Genomic DNA, 15,832 nt, shown 5'->3' on the forward strand with positions numbered 1-15,832 from the left:
GAGCCCCGCAGTCGCGAACGGAGGGTTGGCACTGTGACCACGTCGAACTACGCGACCGAGCGCGAGACGACCGAGGGCAAGGTCTTCACCGTCACCGGCGGGGACTGGGACGAGGTCGTCTCCGGCACGGACCCGATCAACGACGAGCGGATCGTCGTCAACATGGGTCCGCAGCACCCGTCCACCCACGGCGTGCTCCGGCTGGTCCTGGAGCTGGAGGGCGAGACGGTCCGCGAGGCCCGCTCGGTCGTCGGCTACCTGCACACCGGCATCGAGAAGAACCTGGAGTACCGCAACTGGGTCCAGGGCTCGACGTTCGTGACCCGGATGGACTACCTCTCGCCGCTGTTCAACGAGACGGCGTACGCGCTCGCGGTGGAGAAGCTGCTCGGCATCACCGACGACATCACCGAGCGGGCCACCACCATCCGAGTGCTGATGATGGAGCTCAACCGCGTCTCGTCGCACCTGGTCTGGCTGGCGACCACCGCCATGGAGCTGGGCGCGATCAACATGATGCTGTACGGCTTCCGCGAGCGGGAGTACGTCCTCGACATCTTCGAGACCATCACCGGCCTGCGGATGAACCACGCGTACGTGCGGCCGGGCGGCGTGGCGCAGGACGTGCCGGACGACGCGATCCGCAAGATCCGCGACTTCCTCCAGCTGATGCCGAAGCGGCTCAAGGAGTACGAGAACCTGCTGTCGGGCCAGCCGATCTGGCTGGAGCGTACGCAGCACGTGGCGGTGCTCGACGTGACCGCCTGCATGGCGCTCGGCGTCACCGGCCCGGTGCTGCGGTCCGCGGGCCTCGCCTGGGACCTGCGCAAGACGATGCCGTACTGCGGTTACGAGACGTACGAGTTCGACGTGCCGACGCACACCGACGGTGACGTGTGGGGCCGCTACCTGGTGCGGGTGGCGGAGATCCGCGAGTCGCTGAAACTGATCGAGCAGGCGCTGGACCGCCTGAAGCCCGGCCCGGTGATGGTCTCCGACAAGAAGATCGCCTGGCCGGCGCAGCTCGCCATCGGCGTGGACGGCATGGGCAACTCGCTGGAGCACGTCGCCAAGATCATGGGTCAGTCGATGGAGTCGCTGATCCACCACTTCAAGCTCGTCACCGAAGGCTTCCGGGTTCCGCCGGGCCAGGTGTACGTCGGCATCGAGTCACCCCGCGGCGAGCTGGGCGTGCACGCGGTGTCCGACGGCGGCACCCGGCCCTACCGGGTGCACTACCGGGAACCGAGCTTCGTCAACCTCCAGGCCCTCCCGGCGATGGCCGAGGGCGGCCTGATCGCCGACGTGATCGCCGGCGGCGCCTCGCTGGACCCCGTGATGGGTGGTTGTGACCGATGAGCTTTTCCGAAACGACTCGCGTCCGGGCGCGGGAGATCATCGCCCGGTACCCGGCGGACCGGTCCCGCTCGGCGCTGCTGCCGCTGCTGCACCTGGTCCAGTCCGAGGAGGGCTACGTCTCCCCGGCCGGTGTCGAGTTCTGCGCCGAGGTGCTCGGGCTGAACAAGGCCCAGGTCGGCGCCGTCGCCACCTTCTACACCATGTACAAGCGCAAGCCCACCGGTGACTACCTGGTGAGCGTCTGCACCAACACGATGTGCGACGTGCTCGGCGGGCAGAAGGTCTACGACACCCTCGCCGAGCACCTCGGCGTCGGGCACGAGGAGACCACCGCCGACGGGAAGATCACCCTGGAGCACGCCGAGTGCCTGGCGGCGTGCGACTACGGCCCGGTGATGACCGTCAACTACGACTTCTTCGACAACGTGGAGCCGCAGGCCGCGCTCGACGTGGTCGAGGAGCTGCGCGCCGGCGGCCGGCCGATGCCGACCCGCGGGGCGCGGCTCTGCACGCTCAAGGAGATGGCGGTCCAGCTCGCCGGTTTCGCCGACGAGCGCGACGGCGCGGTGGCCGACGGCGGGCCGGGCGAGCCCAGCCTGCGCGGCCTGCGCCTGGCCGAGCAGCACGGCGTCTCGGTGCCGGGCTTCGACCCGAAGACGCCGATCCGCAGCAAGGCCGAGGCCGACCGGGCCGCCGCCGAGGAGAAGGCGAAGGCCGAGGCCGCGAAGCCGGCCCCCGCACCCGAGCCGGCCAAGGCAGTCGAGCCGGCCAAGCCGGAGGCGGCCACCGGCAGCACCGCGCCGGACGTGAAGGCGCCGGACGCCAAGTCGCCGCAGGTGCGTACCGCCGAGACCCGGCAGCCGGACGCGAGCACCCCGGTGCCCGACGCGCCCGGCACGAAGATGCCGGTGGACGGCCCGGCCCCGGCGCCGCGCGACGCGCGGGCGGCCGAGGCGGCCGGCGCGGCGGCGAACCCGCCGGCCGGCGACGGCAAGCCCGCCGGCGATGCGGCCGGCGCGCAGGAGCGCAACCTCAAGGAAGCGGAATCCGGTACGGGCGCGGACGGCGGCGACCCGGCGGACGCGAGCGGAACGGGGGTCCGGAAGTGACCACTCCTCGGCCGGAGACGCTGGCCAAGCTCACGCCGGTGCTCACCAAGCGCTGGCTCTCGCCGGACGCGTGGCGGCTCGGCACCTACGAGAAGCTGGACGGCTACGCCGCCCTGCGCAAGGCGCTCAAGGCGCACCCGGACGACCTGATCCAGCTGATCAAGGACTCCGGACTGCGCGGCCGGGGCGGCGCGGGCTTCCCGACCGGTCTCAAGTGGGGGTTCATCCCGCAGGGCGACGGCAAGCCGCACTACCTCGTGGTGAACGCCGACGAGGGCGAGCCGGGCACCTGCAAGGACCTGCCGCTGATGACCCACGACCCGCACTCGCTGGTCGAGGGCGTCATCATCGCCTCGTACGCGATCCGGGCCAACCGGGCGTACATCTACATCCGCGGTGAGGCCGTGCACGCCGCCCGGCGGCTGCGCAGCGCGGTCGACGAGGCGTACGCCAAGGGTTATCTCGGCCGCAACGTCCTCGGTTCGGGCTTCGACCTGGACCTGGTGGTGCACTCGGGCGCCGGGGCGTACATCTGCGGTGAGGAGACCGCGCTGCTGGACTCGCTGGAGGGCTTCCGCGGCCAGCCCCGGCTGCGCCCGCCGTTCCCGGCGACCCACGGCCTGTACGCCAGCCCGACAGTGGTCAACAACGTCGGCACCATCGCCAGCGTGCCGTACATCGTGCTCGGTGGCGCGGACTGGTGGAAGACGATGGGCACGGAGAAGTCGTCCGGCCCGATGATCTACTCGCTGTCCGGCCGGATCGCCAACCCGGGCCAGTACGAGTGCTCGATGGGCATCACGCTGCGCGAGCTGATCGAGCTGGCCGGCGGCATGAAGCCCGGGCACAACCTGAAGTTCTGGACCCCGGGTGGCTCGTCGACGCCGCTGCTGACCGCCGAGCACCTGGACGTGCCGCTGGACTTCGAGGGGGTGGCGGCGGCCGGCTCGATCCTGGGCACCACCGCCACGCAGATCTTCTCCGACCAGGACTGCCCGGTGTACGCGACCTACCGGTGGCTGGAGTTCTACCACCACGAGTCGTGCGGCAAGTGCACCCCGTGCCGGGAGGGCAACTACTGGATGGTCCGGGTCTACCGGCGCATCCTGGCCGGCCAGGGCACCCACGAGGACCTGGACACCCTGCTCGACACCTGCGACAACATCCTCGGCCGCTCGTTCTGCGGTCTGGGTGACGGCGCGACCAGCTCGGTGACCTCGTCGCTGAAGTACTTCAAGCAGGACTACCTCGACTACATCGAGGGACGTACCGCGCCGAAGCTGTCGGACAAGCAGCTGGTGGGAGCTCACTGATGAGCGCGAGGAACGAGCTTGCGAGTCCCGCAGTCGCGAATGGAAGGCGGCGCTGATGACCGACGTAGCCAAGCAGACCGAGACCGTCACGCTGACCATCGACGGCGTCGAGGTCACCGCGCCGAAGGGCGCGCTGCTGATCCGCGTCGCCGAGCAGCTCGGCACCGAGATCCCGCGCTTCTGCGACCACCCGCTGCTGGCCCCGGCCGGCGCCTGCCGGCAGTGCCTGGTGGAGGTGGAGGGCCAGCGCAAGCCGGTCGCCTCCTGCACGCAGACCGTCGCCGACGGCATGGTGGTGCGGACGCAGCTCACCTCCCCGGTCGCCAAGAAGGCCCAGGAGGGGGTGATGGAGCTGCTGCTCCTCAACCACCCCCTGGACTGCCCGATGTGCGACAAGGGCGGCGAGTGCCCGCTGCAGAACCAGGCGATGTCCACCGGCCGGACGGACTCGCGGTTCCACGAGCACAAGCGGGAGTACCCGAAGCCGCTGCCGATCAGCACCCAGGTGCTGCTCGACCGCGAGCGCTGCGTGCTCTGCCAGCGGTGCACCCGGTTCTCCGAGGAGATCGCCGGGGACAAGTTCATCGACCTGATGGGACGCTCCTCGCACGAGGAGATCAACATCTACCGGGACGAGGAGTACGGCGAGGACGGCGACGCCGGTGACGTCCCGTTCAACTCGTACTTCTCCGGCAACACCGTGCAGATCTGCCCGGTGGGCGCGCTGACCGGTTCCCAGTACCGGTTCCGGGCCCGCCCGTTCGACCTGGTCTCCACGCCCAGCGTCTGCGAGCACTGCTCGGCCGGCTGCGCCCAGCGCACCGACTGGCGGCGCGGCAAGGTCCTGCGCCGGCTGGCCGGCGACGACCCGGCGGTGAACGAGGAGTGGAACTGCGACAAGGGCCGCTGGGGCTTCCAGTACACCCGCGCGTTCGACCGGATCAGCACCCCGATGGTGCGCGACGAGAAGACCGGTGAGCTGCGCGAGGCGTCCTGGAGCGAGGCGCTCACCCGGGCCGCCGAGGGGCTGCGCGCGGCCCGCGACGGCGCGACCGGCACGGCGGTGCTGACCGGCGGCCGGCTCACCGTCGAGGACGCCTACGCGTACGCGAAGTTCGCCCGCATCGCGCTGCACACCAACGACATCGACTTCCGGGCCCGCCCGGTCTCCCGCGAGGAGGCCGACTTCCTGGCCAGCAGCGTCGCCGGGGTCACCGACGTGACCTACACGGACGTGGAGAACGCGCCCGCCGTGGTGCTGGTCGGCCTGGAGCCGGAGGAGGAGTGCCCGATCCTCTTCCTGCGGCTGCGCAAGGCGTACCTGAAGAAGAAGCTCACGGTGTACGCGATCGCGCCGTTCGCGACCCGCGGCCTGGAGAAGCTCGGGGCGAAGCTCGCCCGGGTGGTGCCCGGCGAGGAAGCCGGCGTGCTGGCCGAGCACGCCACGGTGGCCGAGGCGCTGGGCCGGCCCGGCGCGATCCTGATCGTCGGCGAGCGCCTGGCCGAGGTGCCGGGCGGCCTGTCGGCGGCGGCGGACGTCGCCCGGCGTACCGGTGCCCGGCTGGTCTGGGTGCCGCGGCGCGCGGGTGACCGCGGCGCCGTCGACGCGGGCTGCCTGCCCAACCTGCTCCCCGGCGGCCGGGTCGTCACCGAGCCGGCCGCGCGCGCGGAGCTGGGCGAGGCGTGGGACATCCCGGCCGGGGTGATCCCCAGCCAGGCCGGCCGCGACACCGACGGCATCCTCACCGCCGCCGCGAACGGCAAGCTGGGCGCCCTGGTGGTGGCCGGCGTCGACCCGGCCGACCTGGCCGACCCGCGCCTGGCCGAGTCCGCACTGGACGCGGTGCCGTTCCTGGTCAGCCTGGAACTGCGGATGAGCGCGGTGTCCCGCCGCGCCGACGTGGTCCTGCCGGTCGCGCCGGTGGTCGAGAAGGCCGGTAGCTTCCTGGACTGGGAGGGCCGGCTGCGCACGTTCGAGAAGGTGCTGGACACCGGCGCGATGACCGACGCCCGCATCCTCGACGCGCTCGCCGCGCAGCTCGACGTGCGGCTCGGCACCGGCGACGTGCCAGCCATCCGCCGCGAGCTGGGCGCGCTGCCGCGCACCCGGGTCGAGCGGCCGTCGGCGCCCTCGGTCGAGCCGGCCGCCGTGCGGCAGCCGGGACCGGGCGAGGCGGTGCTCGCCACCTGGCACCAGCTGATCGACCTGGGCAGCCTCACCGACGGCGACGAGCACCTCGCCGGCACCGCCCGCCCGCCGGTGGTCCGGCTGGGCAAGGGCACCGCCGAGGCGCTGGGCGTCGCCGACGGTGACCCGGTCACGGTGGGCACCGACCGCGGCGCGATCACGCTGCCGGCGGCGATCACCGAGATGCCCGACGGCGTCGTCTGGCTGCCGACCAACTCACCCGGCTCCACCGTGCGGCGCGGCCTCGGCGCGACGTCCGGTGACGTGGTGAGCGTCTCCGCAGTCGGGAACGAAAGGTGGGTGCAGTGAACCCCGTCATCCTCGCGGCGCAGGACCCGACGCTTGCCGACTTCGGCAAGGACCCGTGGTGGCTGGTCCTCGGCAAGATCCTGTTCGCGTTCGTCGTCGCCGTCGCCGCCACGCTGCTCGGCGTCTGGTTCGAGCGCCGGGTCGTCGGCCGCATGGCGGTGCGGCCCGGCCCCAACCAGGCCGGCCCGTTCGGTCTGCTCCAGACGCTCGCCGACGGCGTGAAGCTGGCCTTCAAGGAGGACATCCTCCCGCGCAAGGCCGACAAGGTCGTCTACTTCTTCGCCCCGGTGATCTCGGTGGTCTGCGCGGTCACCGCGCTGTCGGTGATCCCGTTCGGGCCGATGGTGAGCATCTTCGGGCACCGCACGCCGCTCCAGGTCACCGACGTGTCGGTGGCGGTGCTGGTGGTGCTGGCCTTCTCCTCGCTCGCCGTGTACGGCATCGTGCTCGGCGGCTGGGCCAGCGGCTCCACCTACCCGCTGCTCGGCGGTCTGCGCTCGGCGGCCCAGCTGGTCTCGTACGAGGTCACCATGGGCCTGAGCGTGGTCGCGGTGTTCATGACTGCGGGCACCATGTCGACGAGCGGGATCGTCGCCGCGCAGGGCGACGGCACCCGGCTGAGCATCGGCGGCTTCGACCTCGCCGCCCCCGGCTGGTACGCGATCCTGCTGCTGCCCAGCTTCATCATGTTCTTCATCGCCATCGTCGGTGAGACGAACCGGGCGCCGTTCGACCTGCCCGAGGCGGAGTCGGAGCTGGTGGCCGGTTTCCAGACCGAGTACAGCTCGCTGAAGTTCGCGCTGTTCATGCTCAGCGAGTACGTCGCGATGGTGACCATGTCGGCGTTCACCGTGACGCTGTTCCTCGGCGGCTGGCACGCCCCGTGGCCGATCACGATCTGGTCGGGCGCCAACGAGGGCTGGTGGCCGATGCTGTGGTTCTTCGGCAAGGTCATCATGCTGGTGTTCGTCTTCGTCTGGCTGCGCGGCACGCTGCCCCGGCTCCGCTACGACCAGTTCATGCGGTTCGGCTGGAAGGTGCTGCTGCCGCTGAACCTGGTCTGGATCATGGTGCTCGCCGGGCTGCGCTCGATCGAGGACTGGCAGACCCGGGACCGGCTGCTCGTCACCGCCGTCGGCGCGGGCGTGCTGCTGCTGGCCACGCTCTTCTGGCCGTCGCGGAAGAAGGAGCCGAAGCCGTCGCTCCAGGAGCAGGCGGACACCCGGCCGTACGGCAGCTTCCCGCTGCCGCCGATGGATCTTCAGGTTCCGCCGAGCCCGCGTACGAAGCGCGTGCTCGCCGAGCGGGAGCCGGCCAACGTGGTCGCCGGCCCGGACTCCAGGGAGGTGTGACGTGGGCGCGATCACCGGAACGTTCAAGGGCTTCGGTGTCACCTTCTCGCACATGTTCAAGAAGGTCGTCACCACCGACTACCCGTTCAAGCCGCCGGTCTCGGCGCCGCGCTACCACGGGCGGCACATCCTCAACCGGCACCCGGACGGGCTGGAGAAGTGCATCGGCTGCGAGCTGTGCGCCTGGGCCTGCCCGGCCGACGCGATCTACGTGGAGGGTGGCGACAACACCGAGGAGCAGCGCTTCTCCCCGGGTGAGCGGTACGCCAGCACCTACCAGATCAACTATGCCCGGTGCATCTTCTGCGGGCTGTGCATCGAGGCCTGCCCGACCCGTTCGCTCACCATGAGCAACGAGTACGAGCTGGCCCGGGACAACCGGCAGGACCTGATCTTCACCAAGGAGCAGCTGCTCGCGCCGCTGCTCGAAGGCATGGAGCAGCCGCCGCACCCGATGCGGCTGGGCGACAGCGAGAAGGACTACTACGTCGGCGCGCTCACCAACCCGGGCACCTCGGCCGGCGCCGAGCGCTCGCCGATGGGCCCCGGCGGGTACCACGTGGAGGAGCACCCGGGCGTGACCTTCCCCGGCGCCGAGCAGGCCGAGCAGCGGTCCGCCGCCGCGGCGGGCAAGGGAGGCAAGGCATGACCTCGGCAACGGTGCTCGCCGCGGCGGGACAGGTGTCCGGGGGTGAGGAGGTCACCTTCTGGATCCTCGCCCCGCTGGCCCTGCTCGGGGCGGTCGGCATGGTGTGGGCCCGCAACGCGGTCCACTCCGCGCTCTGGCTGGTGCTGACCATGCTCTGCCTGGGCGTGTTCTACGTGCTCCAGGCCGGGCCGTTCATCGGCATGGTGCAGATCATCGTCTACACCGGCGCGATCATGATGCTGTTCCTGTTCGTGCTGATGCTGGTCGGCCGGGACGCGTCCGACTCGCTCATCGAGACGCTGCGCGGCCAGCGGGTCGCCGCCGTGGTCCTCGGGCTCGGCTTCGCCGGCCTGGTGGGCACCGGCCTCTACCGCGCGCTCGACGGCGTCCAGGCGGTCGGGCTCGACCAGGCCAACGGCGAGGGCAACGTCCAGGGCATCGCCCGGCTGCTGTTCACCAAGTACGTCTTCGCCTTCGAGCTGACCTCGGCGCTGCTGATCACCGCCGCCGTCGGCGCGATGGTGCTGGCGCACGTGGAGCGGCGCAAGGCGGACCGGATGGACCAGATCGCCACCATGAAGGCGCGGTTCCGCCCCGGCAACTACCCCGGACCGAAGCCCGGCCCGGGTGTCTACGCCACGTCCTCCTCGGTGGCCACCCCGGCCCGTCTGCCCGACGGCCGGCTGACCGACCGCAGCATCCCGGAGATCATGCCGGTGCGCGAGCTGACGGCCGAGGAGACCGCACCGAAGGGGACTGATCGGTGAGCGCGAGGAGTGCAGCGAAGCGGAGCCCCGCAGTCGCGAACGAAAGGCTGGCACGGTGACCCCGGACTACTACCTCATCCTCGCGGCGGTGCTGTTCACCATCGGCGCCGTGGGCGTGCTGGTCCGGCGCAACGCGATCGTGCTGTTCATGTGCATCGAGCTGATGCTCAACGCGGCCAACCTGACCCTGGTCACGTTCAGCCGGATCAACGGCGACCTGAACGGCCAGATCATGGCGTTCTTCGTGATGGTGGTGGCGGCGGCCGAGGTCGTGGTCGGGCTCGCGATCATCATGGCGATCTTCCGGACCCGGCGCTCGGCCAGCGTCGACGACGCCAACCTGCTGAAGTACTGAGGGGCTCGTGGTGGAACAGATTCTGACGATCGCCCAGTCTGAGCCAGCCGAAGCCGTCACCTTCGCCACGGCGGACGGGATGCTGGGCAGTGTCTGGCTGCTGGTGGCGATCCCGCTGGTCAGCGCGGCGATCCTGCTGCTGCTCGGCAGGCGGGCCGACCGCTGGGGCCACTGGCTGGGCGTGGGCGCCATCGGCGCCGCCTTCGTGCTCGGGCTCACCTACTTCTTCCAGCTCCGCGGGCTGGATAACAAGCAGGTCGAGCTGAGCCTCTGGGACTTCATGGCGGTCGGCAACCTGAAGGTGGACTTCGGTCTGCTCTTCGACCCGCTGGCCGCGGTCTTCGTCCTGCTGATCACCGGGGTGGGCTTCCTGATCCACCTCTACGCCGTGGAGTACATGGCGCACGACGCGGGCCGGCGGCTGTTCTTCGCGTACTTCAACCTGTTCGTCGCCGCCATGCTCCTGCTGGTGCTCGGCAACAACTACGTGATGCTCTACTTCGGCTGGGAGGGCGTCGGCCTGGCGTCGTACCTGCTGATCTCCTTCTGGTACGGCCGGCCCAGCGCGGCCACCGCCGGCAAGAAGGCGTTCCTGATGAACCGGGTCGGCGACGCCGGCCTGGCCATCGGCATCTTCATCATGTTCGCCATGCTCGGCACCACCCAGTACGACGAGGTGTTCAACGGGGTCGGCTCGCTGACCTCGACCACCGTGCTGGTGCTCGGCCTGCTGCTCCTGCTCGGCGCGGCCGGCAAGTCCGGCCAGTTCCCGCTCCAGGCGTGGTTGCCGGACGCGATGGAGGGCCCGACCCCGGTGTCCGCGCTCATCCACGCGGCCACCATGGTCACCGCGGGCGTCTACCTGATCGCCCGCTCCAACGCGATCTTCTCGGCCAACGAGACGCTCCAGCTCGTGGTGGTCAGCGTCGGCGCGCTCACGCTGCTGATGGGCTGCATCATCGGCGCGGCCAAGGACGACATCAAGCGCGTGCTGGCCTGGTCGACGGTGAGCCAGATCGGCTACATGTTCCTGGGCGTCGGCCTCGGCGGCGCCGCGTACGCGCTGGCCATCGTGCACCTGCTGGCGCACGGCTTCTTCAAGGCCAACATGTTCCTCGGCGCCGGTTCGGTCATGCACGGCATGAACGACCAGGTGGACATCCGCCGCTTCGGCGGGCTGTCCAAGTACATGAAGGTCACCTGGCTGACGTTCATGATGGGCTGGCTCGCCATCATCGGCATGTTCCCGTTCTCCGGCTACTTCTCCAAGGAGCCGATCATCGTGGCCGCGTTCGAGCGGGAGGGCTGGACGGCCTGGCTGTTCGGCATGGCCGCGCTGCTCGGCGCCGGGCTCACCGCGTTCTACATGACGCGGCTGTTCGTGCTCACGTTCCACGGCCCGAAGCGCTGGACCGAGGACATCGAGCACCCGCACGAGTCGCCGAAGCTGATGACCGTTCCGCTGATCCTGCTGGCGATCGGCTCGGTCGGCGCGGGCTTCCTGCTCGCCACCTCCGTGCCGGACTGGCTCACCGCCACCAACGGGCTCGGCGCCGAGAGCGGGGAGCACGCGCCGGTGCTGGCGCACTGGCTGCTCACCGCGCTGTCGCTGCTGGTCACCGTGCTGGGCGCCGGGCTGGCCTGGTTCCTGTTCCGCTCCGGTACGGCCACCGAGCCGCAGCCGGTCGGCGTGGTGGTAACCGCCGCGCGCCGGAACCTCTACACGGACGCCTTCAACGAGGCGGTCTTCGAGAAGCCGGGCATCTTCCTCACCCGGGCGCTGGTGTTCCTCGACAACCGGGGCGTCGACGGGCTGGTCAACGGCCTGGCCGCCGCCGTGGGCGGGGGCTCGGGCCGGCTCCGGCGCCTCCAGACCGGCTTCGTGCGGTCGTACGCGACCTCGATCCTGACCGGCGCGCTGCTCGTTGTGGCGGCGTTCCTGGCGGTGCAGGCGGGGTGGCTGGCGTGATCGACCTCAACGCGGCCGCCCCCGCCGGCGGGCCACGCAGTCACGACGGAGGTAAGGCCGAATAATGTCCAACTTCCCGTTCCTCTCGGTGCTGACCGTGGCGCCGCTGGTCGGCGCCCTGGTGGTGGCACTGCTGCCCCGCAGCCGCCCGGACCTGGCCAAGCTGGTCGCGTTCGGCTGGTCGCTGCTGGTGCTGGTGCTGTCGGTGGTGATGTGGTTCGCCTTCTCCGCCGGCGGTGACCGGTTCCAGTTCCGCGAGTCGTACCCGTGGATCCCGAACTGGGGTGTGAGCTTCACCTTCGAGGTGGACGGCATCGCGCTGGTCATGCTGATGCTGATCGCGATCCTGGTGCCGCTGGTGATCCTGGCGTCCTGGCACGACGCCGAGGCGTCGAAGCGCTCGGTGCCCGCGTACTTCGCGCTGCTGCTCGTCCTCGAGTGCACGATGATCGGCGTCTTCGCCGCCGCCGACGTCTTCCTGTTCTACGTGTTCTTCGAGGTCATGCTGGTGCCGATGTACTTCCTGATCGGCAGCTACGGCGGCCACCAGCGGCAGTACGCGGCGGTGAAGTTCTTCCTCTACTCGCTGGTCGGCGGTCTGTTCATGCTGGCCGCGGTGATCGGCCTCTGGGTGGTCGGCGGGAAGACCTTCGACTGGCAGGCGCTGAGCCAGGCCGAGTTCGCCACCGACACGGCCCGCTGGCTGTTCCTCGGCTTCTTCGTCGCCTTCGCGATCAAGGCGCCGTTCTTCCCGTTCCACACCTGGCTGCCGGACGCCGGTGGCGCGGCTCCGGCCGGTGCCGCCGCGCTGCTGGTCGGCGTGCTGGACAAGGTCGGCACGTTCGGCATCCTGCGCTACTGCCTCCCGCTGTTCCCGGAGGCGTCGCGGTGGTTCGCCCCGTGGGCGCTCGCGCTGGGCGTCATCGGCATCATCTACGCGGCGCTGCTGGCGGTCGGCCAGAACGACCTGAAGCGGCTGGTGTCGTACACCTCGATCGCGCACTTCGGGTTCATCGGCGTCGGCATCTTCGCGTTCACCACCCAGGCCGGCACCGGCGCGGTGCTCTACATGCTCAACCACGGACTGGCCACCGGCCTGCTGTTCCTGGTGGTCGGCATGCTGATCGCCCGGCGCGGCTCGGCGCTGATCAGCGACTTCGGCGGCGCCGGCAAGCTGGTGCCGGTGCTGGCCGGTGTGCTCTTCTTCGCCGGTCTCGCCTCGCTCGCGCTGCCCGGTACCGCGCCGTTCGTCTCCGAGTTCCTGGTGCTGATCGGCACGTTCACCGTCAACAAGCCGGTCGCGGTGATCGCCACGCTCGGCATCATCCTGGCGGCGGCGTACGTGCTGTGGATGGTGCAGCGCACCACGCAGGGCACGCTGAACCCGGCGCTGACCGAGGTCGAGGGCATGCGCCGCGACCTCACCCTGCGCGAGAAGGTGGTCGTCGCGCCGCTGATCGCGCTGATCGTGCTGCTCGGCTTCTATCCCAAGCCGGTCACCGATGTCATCAACCCCGCCGTCCAGGCGACCATGCAGGACGTCGGCAAGTCCGATCCCGCCCCTGAGGTCGGCAGCGTCCAGGAGGCTGCGAAGTGAGTGAACTGAGGCTGCCGTCGATCGACTACGGGGCGCTCGCTCCGATCCTGATCATGCTGGGCGCGGCGCTGCTCGGGGTCCTGGTCGAGGCGTTCGTACCGCGCCGCCTGCGTAACGCGGTGCAGCTCGGGCTCGCCCTGGTGGCGATGCTCGCCGCGATCGTCATGGTGATCCTGAACGCCGACGACCGGCTGATCACCATCGGCGGCGCCATCGCGATCGACGGCCCGACGCTGTTCCTGCAGGGCGCCATCCTGGTGCTCGCCGTGATGGCGCTGCTGCTCGTCGGCGAGCGCACCGTCGAGCGGGGCGGCGCGTTCGTGGCGCACGCCGCTGTCACCGCCGAGTCGGCGGAGGACCGGCGGCAGGCCGAGGGCGTCGGTGGCGCCACGGAGGTCTACCCGCTGATGTCGTTCGCGATCGGCGGCATGCTGATCTTCGTGGCGGCGAACGACCTGCTGACCATGTTCGTCGCGCTGGAGGTCTTCTCGCTGCCGCTCTACCTGCTCTGCGCGCTGGCCCGCCGCCGGCGTCTGCTGAGCCAGGAGGCGGCGCTGAAGTACTTCATGCTCGGCGCGTACGCCTCGGCGTTCTTCCTGTTCGGTGTCGCCCTGATCTACGGCTTCACCTCCGGCATCCCGGGCCGCGCGGCCGGCGTCGACTTCGCCACCGTGCACGCCGCGGTCACCGAGTCGCCGTCCAGCCCGGTGCTGCTGTTCGCCGGCATGGCGCTGCTCGCCATCGGCCTGCTGTTCAAGGCCGCCGCCGCGCCGTTCCACGTCTGGACGCCGGACGTCTACCAGGGCGCGCCGACGCCGGTCACCGGCTTCATGGCGGCCTGCACCAAGGTCGCCGCGTTCGGGGCTCTGCTGCGCGTCTTCCACGTCGCGTTCGCCGGGGCCTCCTGGGACTTCACCCCGGTGCTCGGCGCGATCGCGGTGCTGACCATGCTGGTCGGCGCGGTGCTGGCGGTCACCCAGACCGACATCAAGCGCCTGCTGGCGTACTCGTCGATCGCGAACGCCGGTTACCTGCTCGTCGGTGTGCTGGCGCCGAGCCGTGAAGGGCTCTCCGGCACCATGTTCTACCTGGCCGCGTACGGCTTCTCGGTGCTCGCCGCGTTCGCCGTGGTGACGCTCGTGCGCGACGCCGACGGGGAGGCCACCCACCTGTCCCGCTGGGCCGGGCTGGGCCGCCGCTCGCCGTTCTTCGCGGCGATCTTCACGTTCATCCTGCTGGCCTTCGCCGGTATCCCGCTGACCAGCGGCTTCACCAGCAAGTTCGCGGTCTTCGGCCCGGCCCTGGAGGCGAACCAGGCGTGGCTGGTGATCGCCGGCGTGCTGACCAGCATGGTGCTGGCCTTCCCGTACCTGCGGGTCGTGGTGATGATGTGGCTGTCCGAGCCGGGCGAGTCCACCCCGACGGTGACCGTGCCGGGCGCGCTCACCTCGGCCGCGCTGGTCATCGGCGTGCTCGCCACGCTGGTCCTCGGCGTGGTGCCCGGCCCGCTGCTCGACCTGACCACCGGTGCCGCCGAATTCGTCAGATGACAGACGTGATCCCACCGGGGGCCGGTACGCCGTGGCGTACCGGCCCTCGGCCCGTATCCCCGTCGACGAGCAGGTCGAACGGGTGTGGCATGGTTGAGGACGTGGCGAACCCGGCTGGCGAGCGTTCAGGTCAGTTCGGCGCGCTCGGCCTGCACCTCGCCGACCCGCGCGTCGAAGCCTCCGTGCTGGGCGTGCTCGACCGGGTCGAGGCGAGCCTGCGGGCGAGCGTGGCGAGCGCCGACCCGCTGGTGACCGAGGCTTCCCGTCACCTGGTCGAGGCCGGCGGCAAGCGGTTCCGTCCGCTGCTGGTGGCGCTCGGCGCGCAGTTCGGCGACCCGGACGCCGACCAGGTCGTACCCGCCGCCGTGGTGATGGAGCTCACCCACCTGGCGACGCTCTACCACGACGACGTGATGGACGAGGCCGCAGTGCGGCGTGGCGCCCCGAGCGCCAACTCCCGCTGGACCAACTCGGTCGCCATCCTGGTCGGCGACTACCTCTTCGCCCGGGCCGCGGACATCGCGGCCGACCTGGGCCCCGAGGCGGTACGCCTCCAGGCGCGCACGTTCGCCCGCCTGGTGCACGGCCAGATCGCCGAGACGGTCGGCCCGCGCGACACCGACCCGGTCGCGCACTACCTGCACGTGATCGCCGAGAAGACCGGCTCGCTGATCGCCACGTCGGCCCGCTTCGGCGGCATGTTCGGCGGCGCGTCGCCCGAGCACGTCGAGGCCCTGGCCGAGTACGGCGAGATCATCGGCGTCGCGTTCCAGCTCTCCGACGACCTGCTGGACATCGCCAGCGAGTCGGTCCAGTCCGGCAAGACGCCCGGCACCGACTTGCGCGAGGGCGTACCCACCCTGCCGGTGCTCTACGCGATGGCCTCCGACGACGCGGACGCGGCGAGCGTACGGCTGCGCGAGATCCTGGCCACCGGCCCGCTGGTGGACGACGCGCTGCACGCCGAGGCGCTGGGCCTGCTGCGGGAGTCCCCGGCGCTCAAGCGGGCCCGGGAGACGGTACGCAGCTACGCCGAGGACGCACGGGCCCGGCTGGCCCCGCTCCCCGAGGGCCCGGCGCGTCGCGCGCTGGAGTCCCTCTGCGACTACATCGCCGACCGCACCAGCTGACCCACTTCCCACCCCACCGCGCACCCCGCCTGCCGCGCCGGCCGCCCCAAGCGCTCCGTGCGCCCCGTCGATCATGAGGTTGACGGGCTCGGGGACGGCGTGTCGCGCCGCCAACCTCATGATCGACGGGAGGGGTTGGGCGGGACGGGGGGCCGGGCCGGTGGTCAGGTGGGGGTGGGGGTGGG

The 15,832-nt window shown here is 70.8% G+C and carries 12 protein-coding genes; all 12 read left to right on the forward strand.

Annotation, left to right across the window (positions count from 1 at the left end; genetic code table 11):
* Positions 1–33: 33 nt before the first annotated feature.
* The 12 genes from M8C11_RS27870 to M8C11_RS27925 all read left to right on the forward strand — a co-directional run bounded on the left by M8C11_RS27870 (position 34) and on the right by M8C11_RS27925 (position 15,647).
* Positions 34–1,359 (forward strand): NADH-quinone oxidoreductase subunit D, encoded by a 1,326-nt coding sequence (locus M8C11_RS27870; protein WP_120572080.1) that lies wholly within the window; start codon positions 34–36, stop codon positions 1,357–1,359.
* Positions 1,356–2,468: an NADH-quinone oxidoreductase subunit NuoE gene (nuoE, locus tag M8C11_RS27875; protein WP_120572079.1), complete on the forward strand. Its 1,113-nt coding sequence runs from the start codon at positions 1,356–1,358 to the stop codon at positions 2,466–2,468. The genes M8C11_RS27870 and nuoE overlap by 4 nt, the downstream gene beginning before the upstream one ends.
* Entirely contained in the window at positions 2,465–3,781 is a 1,317-nt protein-coding gene (nuoF, locus tag M8C11_RS27880) for an NADH-quinone oxidoreductase subunit NuoF (protein WP_252454323.1), read from the forward strand. Before nuoE ends, nuoF begins: the two co-directional genes overlap by 4 nt.
* Before the next feature lie 55 nt (positions 3,782–3,836).
* Positions 3,837–6,278, forward strand: coding sequence for an NADH-quinone oxidoreductase subunit G (locus tag M8C11_RS27885; RefSeq protein WP_120572077.1), 2,442 nt, complete (start codon positions 3,837–3,839; stop codon positions 6,276–6,278).
* Positions 6,275–7,630 carry an NADH-quinone oxidoreductase subunit NuoH gene (gene nuoH, locus M8C11_RS27890; RefSeq protein ID WP_013283608.1) on the forward strand — a complete coding sequence of 452 codons (1,356 nt, stop codon included), beginning with the start codon at positions 6,275–6,277 and terminating at the stop codon, positions 7,628–7,630. The genes M8C11_RS27885 and nuoH overlap by 4 nt, the downstream gene beginning before the upstream one ends.
* A 1-nt stretch (position 7,631) precedes the next feature.
* Entirely contained in the window at positions 7,632–8,279 is a 648-nt protein-coding gene (gene nuoI / locus M8C11_RS27895; protein WP_252454325.1) for an NADH-quinone oxidoreductase subunit NuoI, read from the forward strand.
* Entirely contained in the window at positions 8,276–9,046 is a 771-nt protein-coding gene (locus M8C11_RS27900) for an NADH-quinone oxidoreductase subunit J (RefSeq protein ID WP_120572074.1), read from the forward strand. Before nuoI ends, M8C11_RS27900 begins: the two co-directional genes overlap by 4 nt.
* Positions 9,047–9,101: 55 nt before the next feature.
* A complete protein-coding gene (nuoK, locus tag M8C11_RS27905) occupies positions 9,102–9,401 on the forward strand; it encodes an NADH-quinone oxidoreductase subunit NuoK (protein WP_013283611.1) in 300 nt (99 codons plus the stop codon).
* A 7-nt stretch (positions 9,402–9,408) separates the two neighbouring features.
* Positions 9,409–11,370 carry an NADH-quinone oxidoreductase subunit L gene (gene nuoL / locus M8C11_RS27910; RefSeq protein WP_374669268.1) on the forward strand — a complete coding sequence of 654 codons (1,962 nt, stop codon included), beginning with the start codon at positions 9,409–9,411 and terminating at the stop codon, positions 11,368–11,370.
* Between the two features lie 64 nt (positions 11,371–11,434).
* Complete coding sequence (locus M8C11_RS27915; RefSeq protein WP_120572072.1) at positions 11,435–12,967, forward strand: NADH-quinone oxidoreductase subunit M; 1,533 nt, start codon at positions 11,435–11,437, stop codon at positions 12,965–12,967.
* Complete coding sequence (gene nuoN, locus M8C11_RS27920) at positions 12,964–14,517, forward strand: NADH-quinone oxidoreductase subunit NuoN (RefSeq protein WP_120572071.1); 1,554 nt, start codon at positions 12,964–12,966, stop codon at positions 14,515–14,517. Before M8C11_RS27915 ends, nuoN begins: the two co-directional genes overlap by 4 nt.
* Positions 14,518–14,606: 89 nt before the next feature.
* Positions 14,607–15,647 carry a polyprenyl synthetase family protein gene (locus M8C11_RS27925; RefSeq protein WP_120572070.1) on the forward strand — a complete coding sequence of 347 codons (1,041 nt, stop codon included), beginning with the start codon at positions 14,607–14,609 and terminating at the stop codon, positions 15,645–15,647.
* Positions 15,648–15,832: the final 185 nt, after the last annotated feature.

This window comes from Micromonospora sp. CPM1 (assembly GCF_023896895.1).
Lineage (GTDB): Bacteria > Actinomycetota > Actinomycetes > Mycobacteriales > Micromonosporaceae > Micromonospora > Micromonospora tulbaghiae.